Origin of the sequence: Bradyrhizobium sp. IAR9 (assembly GCF_013408065.1) — a bacterium.
Taxonomy (GTDB): Bacteria; Pseudomonadota; Alphaproteobacteria; order Rhizobiales; family Xanthobacteraceae; genus Bradyrhizobium.
On record NZ_JACBZW010000003.1, the window covers coordinates 622501 to 637010 of the forward strand.

Below are 14510 nucleotides of genomic sequence, written 5' to 3' on the forward strand. Positions count from 1 at the left end.
CTCAAACAATAGCACTAGTATTTTCATTGGAGACATATGACATGACAACTTACCCGGTACGCCTGCCGACGGCTCTTTTGATCAAAATCACGGCGGGGCTCGTCCTGTTCTTCGGAATCCTCTGTGGCGCCCATGCGGGCGGGTCGAACATGTCGCTCGTCGTAAAATCGGGCGAGGCAAAGGAAGTCTGCAAATGCGGGGGACACTGGCGAGTCGACAGCAGTGGCAAGGTCTGGCCCGTGAGCATTGAAGTCGTGTCTCCGCCGAAGAGTGGCGCCGTGACGACGCGAGTGAGCACCGGGCAACGCAAATTGAGAAACGGAGAGGCCAAGACCGTGCGGCTGACCAGCGTGGTGTACCAATCCAAGAAGGGCTACGTCGGTGAAGACTCCTTCACCTATCGGCGCGTGACGGCGGATCCCACCGACCCGGATAATGGCAAGGTATACACAGTCGCCGTCACGGTCAGGTAATTGCGACGGGGCGGACCGAAGCTAATGACTCGCCTCGTCGGTCCGCGAGAAGGACGGCGGGTCAGGCTTCGCTGACCCGTCCTCGTACCGCCCCGTTGTTCTTGCGTTGACGTTCTCTCACTCTCGCGCCAATCTTCCCGAAAATATTCGGGAGGATCAGCCATGCTCCGCGCCGAGGACAACAAATTCCTGACCGAGTCGGGTGCAGGTACCGGCATGGGCGAATTGCTGCGCCGGTTCTGGATTCCCGTCCTGCTGTCCGAAGAACTCCCCGAACCGGACGGCGAGCCGAAGAAGATCACCGTGCTCGGCGAGGAACTGCTTGCCTTCCGCGACACGCGCGGCGTCGTCGGCGTCATCGACCAATATTGCCCGCATCGCGGCGCCAATCTCTGGCTGGGGCGAAACGAGGAATGCGGCATCCGCTGCGTCTATCACGGCTGGAAGTTCAACACCGACGGCCGCTGCGTCGACATGCCGACCTCCTATCCCGATCTCAACGCCAAGGATCTGATCCGCATCAAGTCCTATCCAGTGCGCGAATGGGGCGAGATGATCTGGGCCTATATGGGTCCGATCGAGGCCATGCCCGAGCTGCCCGATCTCGAAATGGCGCTGCTGCCGGCCTCGCACCGCTACGTCAGCAAGAAATGGCAGGACTGCAACTGGGTGCAGGCGCTGGAAGGCTCGATCGACACCGCACATTTCACCTTTGCCCATCTCTCCTTCGACAAGGAGGAGAACGAGATCCTGGACATCAAGAAGCATTTCGTGAATCCGATCGCGCGGATGTCGAGCGATCACATGCGCTGGATCGCGGAAGACCCGCGGCCGGTGATCAAGATCAGCTCGCACGAGGCCGGACTGACCATTGCCGGTGGCCGGCTCACCGGCGGCGACAGCATCTACTGGCGCATCGCGCAATTCCTGATGCCATTCCACGCCTACGCGCCGAGCGCGATGCCGGGCGAGAGCATTTTTGGCCAGACCTTCGTGCCTGTGACCGACACCAATTGCTGGATCTACACCTATGCCTGGAATCCGGAACGGCCGTTGTCGCAAGCGGAGCGCGATGCCTACGACCGCGGCAACGGCGTGATCGCGGAGGTCGACGACAATTACGTGCCGCTGCGCCATAAGGGCAACGACTATCTGATCGATCGCAAGCTGCAGAAGACCAGGAGCTACACCGGCATCAAGGGTGTCTCCGAGCAGGACGCCGCCGTGCAGGACAGCCAGGGGCCGATCGCCGACCGCACCCGCGAGCATCTCGGGCCGACCGATCTCGGCATCATGCATTTTCGTAAAGTGGTGATGGATCTGGCGCGGGCGCTGCAGCAGGGTGAGCCGCCCCCGCAGGCGGCGCATCAGGATCGCTATGCGGTGCGCTCCGGCGCCTGCGTCACCAGCAAGTCGAAGGATCTACCCGCGGTCATGCTCGAACGATTCGGCGATGTCGCGGGCTTCGTCGGCCGGCCACGCATCGCGGCAGCGGAGTAGGATTTGTCGTCAGGGCGGGACATCGTCGCAATTCTCCTGGTGTCGCTGGTCGCGTTATTGCTTCCGTCCATCGATGCGGGGCAGGCTGCCCCGGCCCGAAAGGTCGCGAAAGCAAGGCTCAAGCCTTCGCCCGCGCCGGCCAAATGTGAGATGCCGAAATTCCGGATCGTCGTGGATGTCGGGCATACGCCGGACTCCTACGGCGCGTTGAGCGCGCGCAACGATCCGGAGTTCGGCTTCAACTTCCGTCTCGCAAGACTCATCACGGCGAAACTCAAGTCCGAAGGCTTTGCCGCAACACGCCTGCTCGTCACGGACGGCAAGGCTAGGCCCAGCCTGTTTAAACGTGTCGGCAGCGCCAATGGGTCGCACGCCGATCTCTTCCTGTCGATCCATCATGATTCGGTGCCGGACAAGCTGCTCGAGACCTGGGAATTCGATGGTGCGAAGAGCTATTTCAGCGATCGCTTTTCGGGCCACTCGCTGTTCGTGTCGCAGCGGAATTCGCACTTCGCCACCAGCCTGATGCTGGCCCGGATGATCGGCAGGCAGTTGAAGGAGCAAGGCCTGCACTATGCCAGCCAATACACTTTGCCGCTGATGGGCCGTTACCGGCGCCAGTTGCTCGACAAGGACGTCGGCGTCTACCGCTATGACGGGCTCGTCGTCCTGTCGCGGACCAGCAGTGCCGCAGTGCTGCTCGAGGCCGGCTCCATCATCAACCGCGACGAGGAAATGGCGATGAACGCACCCGAGCGGCATGAAACGATTGCGGCGGCCGTGGCGTCCGCCATAGCGGAGTTTTGCGCAAGGCGGTAATTGCTCCCGCCGTCATTGCGAGCCAACGGGTCCGCGCCTAGCGCGGCCCGAGGACAGGCTCCGCGAAGCAATCCAGAGTCTTTCCGTGGAGGCGGTCTGGATTGCTTCGTCGCAACGGCTCCTCGCAATGACGGGAGGCTACAGCGGCGTCCGCCGATACTCCCGGTTCGCCAGGCTCGCTTCCTCCAGATCCAGGTCGCGCTCGATTCGCCGCCGCGTCTCGTCGGTGATCTGGCCGTCGCGCAGCAGGTTGTGAATGAATTTGCGTTCGGCGGCGATCAGGTCGCGGGTCAGCGCGGTACCGGCGGCGGAGACATCGTGGTGGGTGGGATCGAGTGAATCAGGCAGCTGGTTGACGCGGATGTCGTGGCGGGCACGCAGGAGCCGCATCACTTCGTCGGACACCTCCTTCTCCTCGGTCAGCGCGTCGAGCGATTTCAGCGCTGCATCCAGCGCCTGGCGGCGCGCGGCGATCTCGGCTTCGTGCTCGGCGGCATGCTCGTTACGGCCGGCCTCGGCGACGCCGAGCCATCTCACCACCGGCGGCAGCGTCAGCCCGACGCCGATCAGCGTGACGAAGATGACGCCGAAGGCCACGAACAGGATCAGGTCGCGATACGGAAATGCATCGCCATCCGGCAGCGTGAACGGCAGTGCCAGCGCGGCCGCCAGCGACACCGCGCCGCGCACGCCGGTGAAGGCGAGCACGAACGGCCATTGCCAGGGTGGCGACGGATCGCGCTGGCGCAGCGATTTGCTGAGCATGCGCGGCAGATAGGTTGCAGGATAGAGCCAGGCGAAGCGCGCGACCACGACGATCACCAGGACCACGGCAGTTGCGATCAGGATGTCGTCGAGCGGGAACGCCTTCGATTTCTCGTAGAGCGCGCGCATCTGGAATCCGGTGAGCAGGAACAGCACGCCCTCGATCAGGTAGATCACGAGGTCCCAGAAGAAGATGCCCTGCAGGCGCGTTGCCGACGAGATCAGCAGCGGGCCGTTCCAGCTCACATAGAGGCCGCAGGCCACCGTCGCGATCACCCCGGAGCCACCGATATGCTCGGGCAGCCAGTAGGAGACGTAGGGGGTGATCAGCGACAGCGTCAGCTCGACCTGCGGATCTCCGGACCATTTGCGGAAGCGAAGGGAGAGCCAACCGACGCCGATGCCGAAGGCGATCTCGCTGGCGACAATGAGGAGGAATTCGCCGGCGGCGAGCGGCAGCGAGAAATGTCCGACCATGATGGCGGCCAGCGCGAAGCGGTAGAGGATCAGCGCGGTGGCATCATTGGCGAGCCCTTCACCCTCGAGGATGACGAGGAGCCGCCGCGGCATGTTGAGCCGGCGCGCGATCGCGAGCGGTGCCACCACGTCGGGCGGCGCGACGATGGCGCCGAGCAGGAAGCCGATGGTCCAGGGCAGGCCGATCATGTAGTGCGTGGCGGCCGCCACCATCGCTGCGGTGAAGATCACCGCGCCAACCGCGAGCAGCACGATCGGGCGCAAATTGTTCTTGAACTCACGCCAGCTCATGGCGACGCTCGCCGAGTAGATCAGCGGCGGCAGCACCATCAGCAGCACCAGCTCGGGAGGCAATTCCACCGGGGGCATGCCAGGCACGAAGGCGAGGCCGACGCCGGCCAGCATCAGCAGGATGGCGGGGGCGACGTTGAAGCGGCGTGCGGCCAGCGCCACGCCTGCCAGCACGGCGAGCAGGATGAGAAAGGTCTGAAACTTCGCTTCCATGATAGTCTGTCTTGACCCGGAAGCGACGGCTACGTCAATGTGCGCGGCTTACGCCAGCCGCTCGGCCACCATCCGCCCGATGCGTGCAAAGGCGGCTTCGATCTGCGTCGGATTCGGCGTGCCGCCCTGGGTATAGACCGCGATCAGGATCGGCGTCCCGGGCTTGGGCCAGGCGACCGCGATATCACCCGAAGCGTCCTTGCCGTTGTTGCCGGTCTTGTCGCCGATGGTCCAGCTTGCGGGCAGGCCGCCGCGCAGCCGGTTCGCGCCAGTCTTGCAGTTCACCATCCAGTCGGTGAGCAGGGCCCGCGAGGCTGGCGACAGCGCTTCGCCCACCACCAGGCGCTGCAAATTTCCCGCCATTGCTGACGGCGTCGTGGTGTCGTGGGGATTGCCCGGCGGCGAGCGGTTGAGTTCTGGCTCGTTGTGGTCGAGCCGGGAGGTGGTGTCGCCGAGCGATCGCCAGAAGGCGGTGAGGGCGGCGGGTCCGCCGATCCGCGCCAGCAGCAGATTGGCGCAGGTATTGTCGCTGAGCTCGACGATCGCCTTGCACATGTCGCTGACCGACATCGCGCCGGCCGCAAGATTCTGTTTGGCGACCGGCGCGTAGTCCAAGAGGTCGGGCTTGCCGTAAGCGATCATGGCCGCAAGCTGGTCCTCGCCGCGGTCGACCCGGGCCAGCATGCAAGCCGCAAGCGAGGCCTTGAAGGTCGAGCACATGACGAAGCGCTCGTCGGCGCGCCAGGCGAGCTTTTTGCCGGTCGCAAGGTTCTCTGCATAGACCCCGATCCGTCCTCCGCTCTCGCGTTCATAGGTTTCGAGCTCAGGCGGTGCCTCAGCGGCCAACGCAGGAGAGGCGGCGATCCAGCAGAGAGAGGCGAGCAGGGAACGGCGATCGAGCGGCATGGGGAGCTTTCATGAGAAGAGATGGAAGAGATTACGCACGCGTCATCCGCGCCGTCATTGCGAGCGCAGCGAAGCAATCCAGAATCTCTCCGCGGAGAGATTCCGGATTGCTTCGTCGCAAGAGCTCCTCGCGCGCCGAGAGTTGTGCTTGCAATGGTGCAGAATGGAGGGCGAGCGCGTCCGAATTCAGGCAGCGGGACGTCAGGCCCTCCTCACTCCCTCAGGTCATACCGATACGATTTCGACACGATCTGCCAGCCGTCGGCGAGCTTCATCGCCACCAGATAATCGGTGAAGAAACGTGGCGGCAGCTGGCAACGGACCTTGATGAAGGCGGTCTTGTCGTCCGAACGGTCGATGGTGACGATGAAATCCTCGCGCGGCTTGCCTTCGGCCTTGGCGGAGGCGCGCTTGCGGACGCGGTCGAGCCAGTCGGGTACGGTCAGGACCTGGAGCTCGCCCTTCTCGACCCAGCGCAAGTCAGCGGAGGGATGGAAGATGGTGCCGAGCTTCTCGGCGTCGCCCTCGTAAAGCCCGTCGAAATAGGATTGCACGACGGCTTCGACACTCGAACGGTTCTGGTTCATAGGTCATCCTTTTGCATGATGGCTCGGGCGGAACTTAGTCGTACACATCGAAATGCGCTATGGGTGTCTCTTGCCAATCGCGCAAGGACGCTGGAATGACCGGATCAGAAACTTCGAACGCTCGTATCCTGATCGGCGAATGCTACTGCCGCGCCGTGCGGTTTGAGGTGGCCGACGCGTTCTCCTATGCGATGAACTGCCACTGTTCGAACTGCCGTCGCACCACCGGCTCCGCCTTCAAGCCCTTCGCCGGCATCGCGCAGGACAAGCTCCGCATTGTCCGGGGAGGGGACCAGCGGATGATTTTCGGCGACGACACCACCCATGACGCCCATTGCTCCCGGTGCGGCTCGCTGCTTTATTCCCGGGTACGTGAAGGACAATGGGTCCATGTCGCCATGGGAACCCTGGTTGATGCCCCCTCGATCCGGCCGAGCGCCCACATCTTCGTGGCCTCGAAGGCGCCCTGGCACGAAATTACGGACAATCTGCCGCAATATCGGGGGCATATCGGCGATCCCTAGGGGAATTCGGTCTGCTTGCCTGTTTGGCAGCGAACCGTGACCGCGCTGGCGCGACAAACAAAGGGGGTCCTTCGGGCTGTCGCCGGCGCGGCCTTGGTGACCTCCACCACAAGCGCCGGCACCGGATCCTGCTAAAGCGGTCCCAAGGGGGACCGAAACGTCCCGAACTTCGGAAGTCGTGTCATGCGCAACCTGCTCAGACTCTGCCCGCTTCTCCTCGCCGCCGTGCTGTTGTTCGGCACGGATCCCGCTTTTGCCGGCAACCGCGTCGCGCTGGTGATCGCCAATTCGGCCTATCAGCACGCGCCGTCGCTCACCAATCCCGTCAATGACGGTGCGGTGATGGCGAAGACGCTGAAGGAGGCCGGCTTCAACAGCGTCGATTTCCGGCACGACCTGTCGGCCCTGGATACGCGGCGCGTGCTGCGCGATTTTGCCGATGCGACCCGCAATGCCGACATCGCCGTGGTCTACTATGCCGGTCACGGCATCGAGGTCGAGGGTTCGAATTATCTGATACCGGTCGACGCCAAGCTTGAGCGCGACACCGACGTCTATGACGAGGCGCTCTCGCTCGACCGCGTCCTGGTCGCCGTCGAACCGGCCAAACAGCTTCGGCTGGTGATCCTGGATGCCTGCCGCGACAATCCGTTCGGCAAGACCATGAAGCGCACGGTGGCCGCGCGCGGTATCGGCCGGGGCCTCGCCCAGGTCGAGCCGACCAGCCCCAATACGCTGATCGCCTATTCGGCGAAGGCCGGCTTCACCGCTCAGGACGGCGACGGCGCCAACAGCCCCTTTACGGTCGCGCTGTCGAAGCATCTGACGACGCCGGGCCTCGACGTCCGCCGTGCCTTCGGCTTCGTGCGCGACGACGTGCTCAAGTCGACAGGTAACAAGCAGGAGCCGTTCGTCTACGGCTCGCTCGGTGGCGAGGACGTGCCGCTGGTTCCGGTCAAGGTGACGGCCGCAGCAACGGTTGCGCCCGCGCCGAACCCGCAGGCCGACATCCGCCGCGATTACGAGCTCGCGCTCCAGGTCGGCAACAAGGCGGCGTGGGCTGCTTTCCTCGCCCAGCATCCCGATGGCTTCTATGCGAGCCTCGCCAAGCTTCAGGTCGAGAAAATTGGTGCCGAGCAGGCCCATGCGGCTGCCACCGAGAAGGCGAAACAGGCCGAGGCAGAACGCGATCGTCTTGCCGCGCTCGGCGCACAGAGGGATGCGCAGGCCAAAGCCGCAGCCGATGCGAAGGCCGCCGAGCAGGCGCAGCTCGCTGCGCAGAAGGCCAAGGAGCAGGCGCAACAGCAGGCAGCTGCCGCCGAGCAGCAGCGCGTCAATCTCGCCGCTGCGGCCCCGAGCGCGGCGCCGGCCAGCACGGCGAGCCCCGCCGGCACCAACGTTGCCTCTCTGACGCCGGCGACCGCGCCGGCGGATCTCAGCCGTTCGGTGCAGACCGAGCTCGGCCGCGTCGGCTGCTTCTCGGGCACTGCCGACGGCAATTGGAGCACATCCTCGCAGCGCTCGCTGTCGCAGTTCAACCGCTATGCCGGCACCAAGCTCGACGTGAAGGTGGCGAGCACGGACGCGCTGGATGCGGTCAAGGCCAAGCCGTCACGCGTCTGCCCGCTGGTCTGCGAGCACGGCTTCAAGGCCGATGGCGACAAGTGCACCAAGATCGTCTGCCGTGAGGGCTATGCGGTCAACGACGACAATGAGTGCGAGAGGAAGCGCGCCGCCAAGCCGGCCAAGCCTGCAACGGCGAAGCGCGATGATGGCGACGAACGTCCCGCCCGGCAGCGTCCTCAGGCCGGCGGCGCGGCGGGCGGCTATGGTGCCGCGGCCGGCATTGCGGCCGCTGCCGGCGCCGGTCGCGCCGCAGGTGGCGGGCAAGTCATCTGCAATAGCACTGGCTGCCGCCCGGTCAGCCGCGGTTGCCACCTCGAATATCGCGGCGGCGGCGGCCCCGGCAACGATGCCAATGCCGAGGTGTGTCGTTAGGGTTGTGTCGTCCCTGCCTAGTGCGCAATGGCGCACGGGCGCAGGGACCCATAACCACAGGAAGCAGTTTGGCGAGGACTTCCAGTTAAGAAGTCTTCGCTCGGTACTGCTCTCGTCTTCCAGTGATAGATCACGCGGTATGGGTCCCTGCGTCCGCAGGGACGACGTCAGGTCGCAATCGCGCTCGCCGCGATGTTGACCGTCAGTGCCAGCAAGGCCGTGTTGTAGATGAACGATACGATCCCGTGCGCCGTGGCCGTGCGGCGGATCGTCTTGTCGGTGATGCCGACGTCGGAGACCTGCGCGGTCATGCCGATCACGAACGAGAAATAGACGAAGTCCCAGTAGTCGGCGTGGTCTTCCTTGTCGCCGCTCGGGAACTGAAGGCCGCCCGGCTTGGCGTTCCGATAATAATCATGCGCGTAGTGCAATGCGAAGGTCGTGTGCACGGCGGCCCATGACATGGCGATGGTGCTGATTGCGATGGTCAGCTCCAACACGCCCCGATGCGGTGTGCCGAGTTCTGAGACGATCGCGGCGATGCTGGCGAAGGCGCCGGTCGCCGTCACCAGCAGGATTACGAAACGGCCGTCGTCCTGCATCGCGGCGGCGCGCCGGATATGGTGATGGTCGTTGCAAAGCATCATTGCGTAGACCAGCACGAGATAGACCGCGATCAGCGCATCCCAGCCGAACAGGAGCCGTGTCACCAGCCGGTGCGAGCCCGGCAGCAGCAGACAGACCAGGACGCCAGCCGCGAGCGCGATGAAGGTCCGCGGCCGCGCGTAAAGCAGCCGCATCGGCCGCGACATCTGGCGGAAGCGGACGAGGACGGGATCTTCTTTGCCCTCGGCCGCCATCGATGCGTGTCAGCTCTTCCGCTCGGCGACAAACCGCGCGGCGGCCTGCAGCACGGCGGCGCGCTCACCGAAGATCGAGACCGCGCTGTCGGCCCGGGCGAGCAGGTCGCGCACGCGCTGCTTGGCGCCTTCGATGCCGAGCTGGGTGACGAAGGTGGTCTTGCCGAGCGCGGCATCGGCGCCGGCCGGCTTGCCGAGGGCCGCCGCATCGCCCTCGACATCGAGCAGATCATCGGCGATCTGGAAGGCTTCGCCGAGCGCGCGGCCGTAATCGTCGAGTGCCTGATATTCTTTCTGCGAGGCCTGGCCGAGGATCGCGCCGGCGATGCAGCCGTAACGCAAGAGCGCGCCGGTCTTCATCTGCTGAATGCGGGCGACATCGATCGGCTCGTTGCCGCCAAAGCGGCCTTCGCCGGCGAGGTCGAGGATCTGGCCGCCGACCATGCCGCCGATGCCGGCGCAGCGCGCCAGCGCGCGCGTCAGCAGCAGCCGCACATTGGCGTCGCGATGGATTTCGTCACGGGTGACGATGTCGAAGGCCAGCGTCAGCAGACCGTCGCCGGCGAGGATCGCGGTCGCGTCATCGGTCTGCTTGTGCAGGGTGGGGCGGCCGCGGCGCAGGTCCGAATTGTCCATGGCGGGCAGATCGTCGTGGATCAGCGAATAGCAGTGGATGCATTCGAGCGCGGCGCCGACCAGCAACGCGGCTTCACGGGGAACGCCGAACACGGCCGCGCTCTCGACCACCAGGAACGGGCGCAGACGCTTGCCGCCGTTCAGGCTCGAGTAGCGCATTGCGTCCATCAGTCGCTTGGGCCGGGCGATCTCATCGTGCAGGATGTCGTCCGACAACAGGCGCCCGAGCAGGGCCTCGGTGTCATCAGCGGTCTTGTCCAGACGCTTGGCGAAATCGGACGGGGACGTGCCGGTCATCAAGAAGGGCTCCAGAACTAAAATTCGGCGGGACAATCCTTTATGCGCCCGCCCCAGTCAATCGTTTGGAAGGCCTAAAAAGTGCTGGAAAAGGCCCGAATTATCACAGACTTAATGGGGAGAGCCGTGGCCGCGTTTCGTTCCATGCCGGAAAGGTCGATTTGCGCATCGTCAAAATCCTGCTGGTAGCGCTCGCGGTCGTCATTCTCGCGCCCTATGTGATCGCGCCGTTCTACCGAACCGGCCATCCGGGTTCGACACTGATGGCGTGGCGTTCGCTTCGCGGCGCGCCAATGCAGCGGGAATGGATCGATCTGGCGGCGATGTCGCCCTATCTGCCGCGCGCGGTGGTGGCGGCTGAGGACGCACATTTCTGCAAGCATCACGGCATCGATTGGGGGGCGCTGCGCGAGGCGATCGATGACGCGCAAGAGGACGGCACGCCGTTCCGGGGCGCCTCCACCATTACCCAGCAGGTCGCAAAAAACCTGTTCCTCTGGCAGGGGCGGGATTTCGTCCGCAAGGCGCTGGAATTCCCGCTGGCGCTCTGGATCGATCTCGTCCTGCCCAAGCCGCGGATCCTGGAGATTTATCTCAACATCGCCGAGCTCGGCCCGCAGGGCCAGTTCGGGGTGGGGGCGGCCAGCGCCTATGCCTTCGGCAAATCGGCCGCCGCCCTCTCTCCGCGTGAGGCGGCCCTTCTGGCCTCGATCCTGCCGAATCCGGTCAAACGCAGCGCCAAAACCCCCGGTCCGGGCGTCCGGCGGCTGGCAGGGACCTATGTGGCAAGGGCGCAGGCCTCTTCGCTTGCGACCTGCTGGCGGGAAAATCGCTGATTTTGGGCCCTTTTCGGGCGCATTTTCCGGCCCAAGAGCCTAGCTTTGCAGCCAGCCTTCCTCTATAAGCGCGACCTTGATCGGCATTCAGCTCGCCTCGGATTGCGGGTGCTGAGCCGTCCCTCGCGGACGATGCCCTGATAACACCAATCCCTAGAGGATATTGAAATGGCCGTTCCGAGAAGAAAAACCTCGCCGTCGCGCCGTGGCATGCGCCGCTCGGCAGACGCCATCAAGAAGCCGACCTATGTGGAAGACAAGGACTCCGGCGAGCTGCGTCGTCCGCACCATCTCGACCTCAAGACCGGCATGTACAAGGGCCGTCAGGTCCTGAAGAAGAAAGAGTCCTGAGTTAAGGACCTTTCTCCAGGCGGGATGATTGCACCTGCCTGATTTCGGCCAACCCATGAGATATGACAGTGGCGGCGGCGGAGCTAATGCTTCGCCGCCGCATTGTCCTGTCTGGATATCTTGATCGAGAAGGCATTTCGCCGATGGTCGGTTTCCCGCTGCTTCTGATTCCGCTCGCGGTCTACAACATCATCGCCTTCCTGATGCCGACCGTGTCCTTCACGGATGTGCTGTTCAAGGTGCCGATGGTGTCGGGCGAGACCTGGCCGGTCACGCTCGCCGACGTGATGCTGGCGCTCGGTATCGTGCTGCTGCTGCTCGAAGTGGTGAAGGGCGCGCGGCCGGGCTCGAAATTCCTGATGGATCATCTGCTGTCACTGATCCTGTTTGGCGCGGCCGCGGCCGAATTCGTGATGTGGCCCAAATTCGGCAACTCGACCTATTTCCTGCTGGTGTTGCTCGCGATGGCCGATTTCCTCGGCGGTATTGCCCAGCGCACGCGCCGCCGCGTCACTTATGTCGCCGAGACAACGGTGCCGGCGTCACGCAAGGCCAAGCGCCAGGTGGAAGCTCCGGATGCCGTGGCCGAGCCCAAGTTCGAACCGGTGTCCGCGCCGATCGCAGCACCGGCGGCACCGCCCGCGCCCTCGGCACAGTCGGTCGCCGAATCCGTGCTGATGGATCCTCCCGCGCCGAAGCCGGTGCAGAGCACGCCCTCGCCGGAAGTCCCCTCGCCGCATTTGCAGCCGGGCGACGGCACGTCTCCGTCCCCCGACACGCCGCCGCGCTGACCGATCTCAAGCCACCTGCCGCGTGCGGGCGCTGACGCTTTGCAGCGGGCGCTTGTCGCCATAGGCCGTCTGCGCATCTTCGGAAGAGGCGCGGCGCAGCCGGCTCGCCTGGGGCAGATGTTCGGCATTGGCGATCAGCTGGGCGACGAAGCTGGGATCGGGGCGCGGCAACGGCGTCTTGTGGACCCATTGCAAAATCGGCAGTACCGGCACCAGGGCCGTGCCTGTGCCGCTATCCGCCGCGTCCGATCGATCGGTACTCAACATCGCTATCACCGTTGATCCGGCAGAGCCTGTCGCGTTTCGGGACGCTGGTGCCGGGTGCGTGTCAGTACTCGCAAGGCCTATGCCGGACGGGCCGGTTTGGTTCCCCCGGCCTGTAGAAACGTGGTTTCCAAATTGTTTATCAACTTTGCCTAGGGTTGGGGGCGAATCTAGCTCTATCCTGTGTCAGCTCAGGACTTTCCCGCTGTCCCGAAACGAGGCGATTTTGATACCCGCATTACCGCAAGCCTCCGACATCCTGGCCGCCCTCGGCCAGGCCGTGTTTGCCTGGGACATTGGCAGTGATGCGATCGTCTGGGGTGACCAGGTCGGCAGCGTCTTTCCCGGCATTCCCGCCGAGCGGCTGGCGACGGGAGCCGAATTTGCCAAGCTGATCGAGCCCTCGCCAACGCTGCGGAGCGCCGCGCTGGCGCAAGCCTATGCCGTGCATGGTGCCGACGGCACGCCCTACCGGGTCGAGTACGGGGTGCGCATGAGCGCCGCCGATCCCGTGATCTGGATCGAGGAGACCGGCCGCTGGTTCGCCGGCCCCGACGGCCGCCCGGTGCGCGCGATCGGCTCGGTCCGAATCAACAATGAACGCCACGCCCGCGACGAGGAGCTGACCAAGCTGGCCCGGCTCGATCCGCTGACCGGCGAGCTCAACCGCTCTCATCTGATTGCCGCGCTGGCCGAGGCGATCGAGGAGACGACCCGCTTCCGCTCGACCGCGGCCTTCATGCTGGTCGGTATCGACCATCTTGCCCGCGTCAACGACGCCTTCGGCTTCGACGTTGCCGACGCCGTGATCCTCGACATCGCCAAGCGCATCCGCTCGCGCCTGCGTGGCGGCGACGTGCTCGGCCGCTTTTCCGGCAACAAGTTCGGCCTGATCCTGAAGAACTGCACCGTCGACGACATGAATGTCGCCGCCGAGCGCTTCCTCGCCGGCATTCGCGACGAGGTGGTGCCGACCAAATCCGGTCCGGTCTCGGTCACCGCCTCGATCGGTGCGGTCAGCGTACCGCGCTATGCCCGCAACACCGACGAGGCCGTCAACCGCGCCCATGAGACGCTGGATGCCGCCAAGCGCCGCCGCGTCGGCTCGTTCGCGGCATGGCGTCCGGATGCCACACGCGACGCGCAGCGCCGCGTCAACATCCGCGTCACCGACGAGATAGTCACCGCGCTGAACGAGCGCCGCATCAAGCTCGCCTATGAGCCGGTGGTCTCGGCCGTCTCCCGCGAGCGCGCATTCCATGAATGCCTGGTGCGGATGGACCAGGGCGACGGCCAGGTGCTGCTCGCGCCCGACATCGTGCCGGTCGCCGAACGGCTCGGCCTGATCCGCCTGGTCGATCACCGTGTGCTCGAGCTCGTGGTGGCCGAGCTCGCCGCCGCGCCCGACATCTGCCTCAGCCTCAACATCTCGCCTGATACGACCATGGATCCGGACTGGTGGGCGGGCATCGAATCGCTGATGCAGGCCCATCCCGGCGTTGCCGAGCGGCTGATCGTCGAGATCACCGAGACGGTCGCGATCCAGGACATCGATGACGTCCGCGCCTTCGTTGGCCGCCTCAAGCATTTCGGCAGCCGCATCGCCATCGACGATTTCGGCGCCGGCTACACCTCGTTCCGAAACTTGCGCAAGCTCGGCGTGGATATCGTGAAGATCGATGGCGCGTTCGTGCAGAACATCACTCATTCCGCCGACGACCGCGCCTTCGTGCAGACCCTGATCGATCTCGCCCGCCGCCTCGACATCAAGACCGTCGCCGAATGGGTGCAGGACGAGGAAGCCGCAAGCATGCTGCGCGATTGGGGCTGCGACTACATCCAGGGCCGCCTGATCGGGCTTGCGTCTGGCGAGCGTCCGTGGGGGACTTCAACGGATAGTGCGCTTCCTGCTGCATGCTGAG

The 14510-nt window shown here is 64.8% G+C and carries 15 protein-coding genes; 9 read left to right on the top strand and 6 right to left on the bottom strand.

The genetic code is table 11. From position 1 onward, the window contains the following. Window positions 1-41 precede the first annotated feature (41 nt). The 3 genes from GGD67_RS11950 (at window position 42) to GGD67_RS11960 (ending at window position 2792) form a co-directional block, all read left to right on the top strand. Window positions 42-473 carry a hypothetical protein gene (locus tag GGD67_RS11950; RefSeq protein WP_179732905.1) on the top strand — a complete coding sequence of 144 codons (432 nt, stop codon included), beginning with the start codon at window positions 42-44 and terminating at the stop codon, window positions 471-473. Window positions 474-635: 162 nt separating this feature from the next. Beyond that, a complete protein-coding gene (locus GGD67_RS11955; RefSeq protein WP_179732912.1) occupies window positions 636-1973 on the top strand; it encodes a Rieske 2Fe-2S domain-containing protein in 1338 nt (445 codons plus the stop codon). 3 nt (window positions 1974-1976) lie between these two features. Beyond that, the gene (locus GGD67_RS11960) at window positions 1977-2792 is read left to right on the top strand and encodes an N-acetylmuramoyl-L-alanine amidase (RefSeq protein ID WP_018316746.1); all 816 of its coding nucleotides are present in this window, start codon (window positions 1977-1979) and stop codon (window positions 2790-2792) included. Window positions 2793-2930: 138 nt separating this feature from the next. Here GGD67_RS11960 and GGD67_RS11965 read toward each other — a convergent pair whose 3' ends face one another. From GGD67_RS11965 to GGD67_RS11975, 3 genes are all read right to left on the bottom strand, one after another. Then, entirely contained in the window at window positions 2931-4538 is a 1608-nt protein-coding gene (locus GGD67_RS11965) for a Na+/H+ antiporter (protein WP_018316747.1), read from the bottom strand. A gap of 48 nt (window positions 4539-4586) precedes the next feature. Beyond that, window positions 4587-5444: a class A beta-lactamase gene (gene bla / locus GGD67_RS11970; protein ID WP_179732914.1), complete on the bottom strand. Its 858-nt coding sequence runs from the start codon at window positions 5442-5444 to the stop codon at window positions 4587-4589. A 212-nt stretch (window positions 5445-5656) separates the two neighbouring features. After that, window positions 5657-6031 carry a nuclear transport factor 2 family protein gene (locus GGD67_RS11975; protein ID WP_018316749.1) on the bottom strand — a complete coding sequence of 125 codons (375 nt, stop codon included), beginning with the start codon at window positions 6029-6031 and terminating at the stop codon, window positions 5657-5659. 95 nt (window positions 6032-6126) lie between these two features. Here GGD67_RS11975 and GGD67_RS11980 point away from each other — a divergent pair, with 95 nt between their 5' ends. Continuing rightward, entirely contained in the window at window positions 6127-6555 is a 429-nt protein-coding gene (locus GGD67_RS11980) for a GFA family protein (RefSeq protein ID WP_179732916.1), read from the top strand. A 183-nt stretch (window positions 6556-6738) separates the two neighbouring features. After that, window positions 6739-8553 (top strand): caspase family protein, encoded by a 1815-nt coding sequence (locus GGD67_RS11985; RefSeq protein ID WP_179732918.1) that lies wholly within the window; start codon window positions 6739-6741, stop codon window positions 8551-8553. Between the two features lie 167 nt (window positions 8554-8720). Here GGD67_RS11985 and GGD67_RS11990 read toward each other — a convergent pair whose 3' ends face one another. Together GGD67_RS11990 and GGD67_RS11995 are read right to left on the bottom strand one after the other, a co-directional pair. Then, a complete protein-coding gene (locus tag GGD67_RS11990; RefSeq protein WP_018316752.1) occupies window positions 8721-9413 on the bottom strand; it encodes a DUF1345 domain-containing protein in 693 nt (230 codons plus the stop codon). 9 nt (window positions 9414-9422) lie between these two features. Next, window positions 9423-10346, bottom strand: a complete 924-nt coding sequence (locus GGD67_RS11995; protein ID WP_092251589.1) for a polyprenyl synthetase family protein — start codon at window positions 10344-10346, stop codon at window positions 9423-9425. 161 nt (window positions 10347-10507) lie between these two features. On the opposite strand from GGD67_RS11995, the gene mtgA reads away from it, so the two are divergent. The 3 genes from mtgA (at window position 10508) to GGD67_RS12010 (ending at window position 12324) form a co-directional block, all read left to right on the top strand. After that, a complete protein-coding gene (gene mtgA / locus GGD67_RS12000) occupies window positions 10508-11182 on the top strand; it encodes a monofunctional biosynthetic peptidoglycan transglycosylase (protein ID WP_179732920.1) in 675 nt (224 codons plus the stop codon). 168 nt (window positions 11183-11350) lie between these two features. Beyond that, window positions 11351-11533, top strand: a complete 183-nt coding sequence (rpmF, locus tag GGD67_RS12005; RefSeq protein ID WP_007598106.1) for a 50S ribosomal protein L32 — start codon at window positions 11351-11353, stop codon at window positions 11531-11533. 143 nt (window positions 11534-11676) lie between these two features. Then, window positions 11677-12324: a hypothetical protein gene (locus GGD67_RS12010; RefSeq protein WP_177236852.1), complete on the top strand. Its 648-nt coding sequence runs from the start codon at window positions 11677-11679 to the stop codon at window positions 12322-12324. 6 nt (window positions 12325-12330) lie between these two features. Here the strand turns inward: GGD67_RS12010 and GGD67_RS12015 are convergent, their stop codons facing one another. After that, a complete protein-coding gene (locus tag GGD67_RS12015; RefSeq protein ID WP_018316756.1) occupies window positions 12331-12591 on the bottom strand; it encodes a hypothetical protein in 261 nt (86 codons plus the stop codon). A gap of 223 nt (window positions 12592-12814) precedes the next feature. On the opposite strand from GGD67_RS12015, the gene GGD67_RS12020 reads away from it, so the two are divergent. Next, window positions 12815-14509 carry a bifunctional diguanylate cyclase/phosphodiesterase gene (locus GGD67_RS12020; RefSeq protein ID WP_179732922.1) on the top strand — a complete coding sequence of 565 codons (1695 nt, stop codon included), beginning with the start codon at window positions 12815-12817 and terminating at the stop codon, window positions 14507-14509. The last annotated feature ends 1 nt before the right edge of the window (window position 14510 follow it).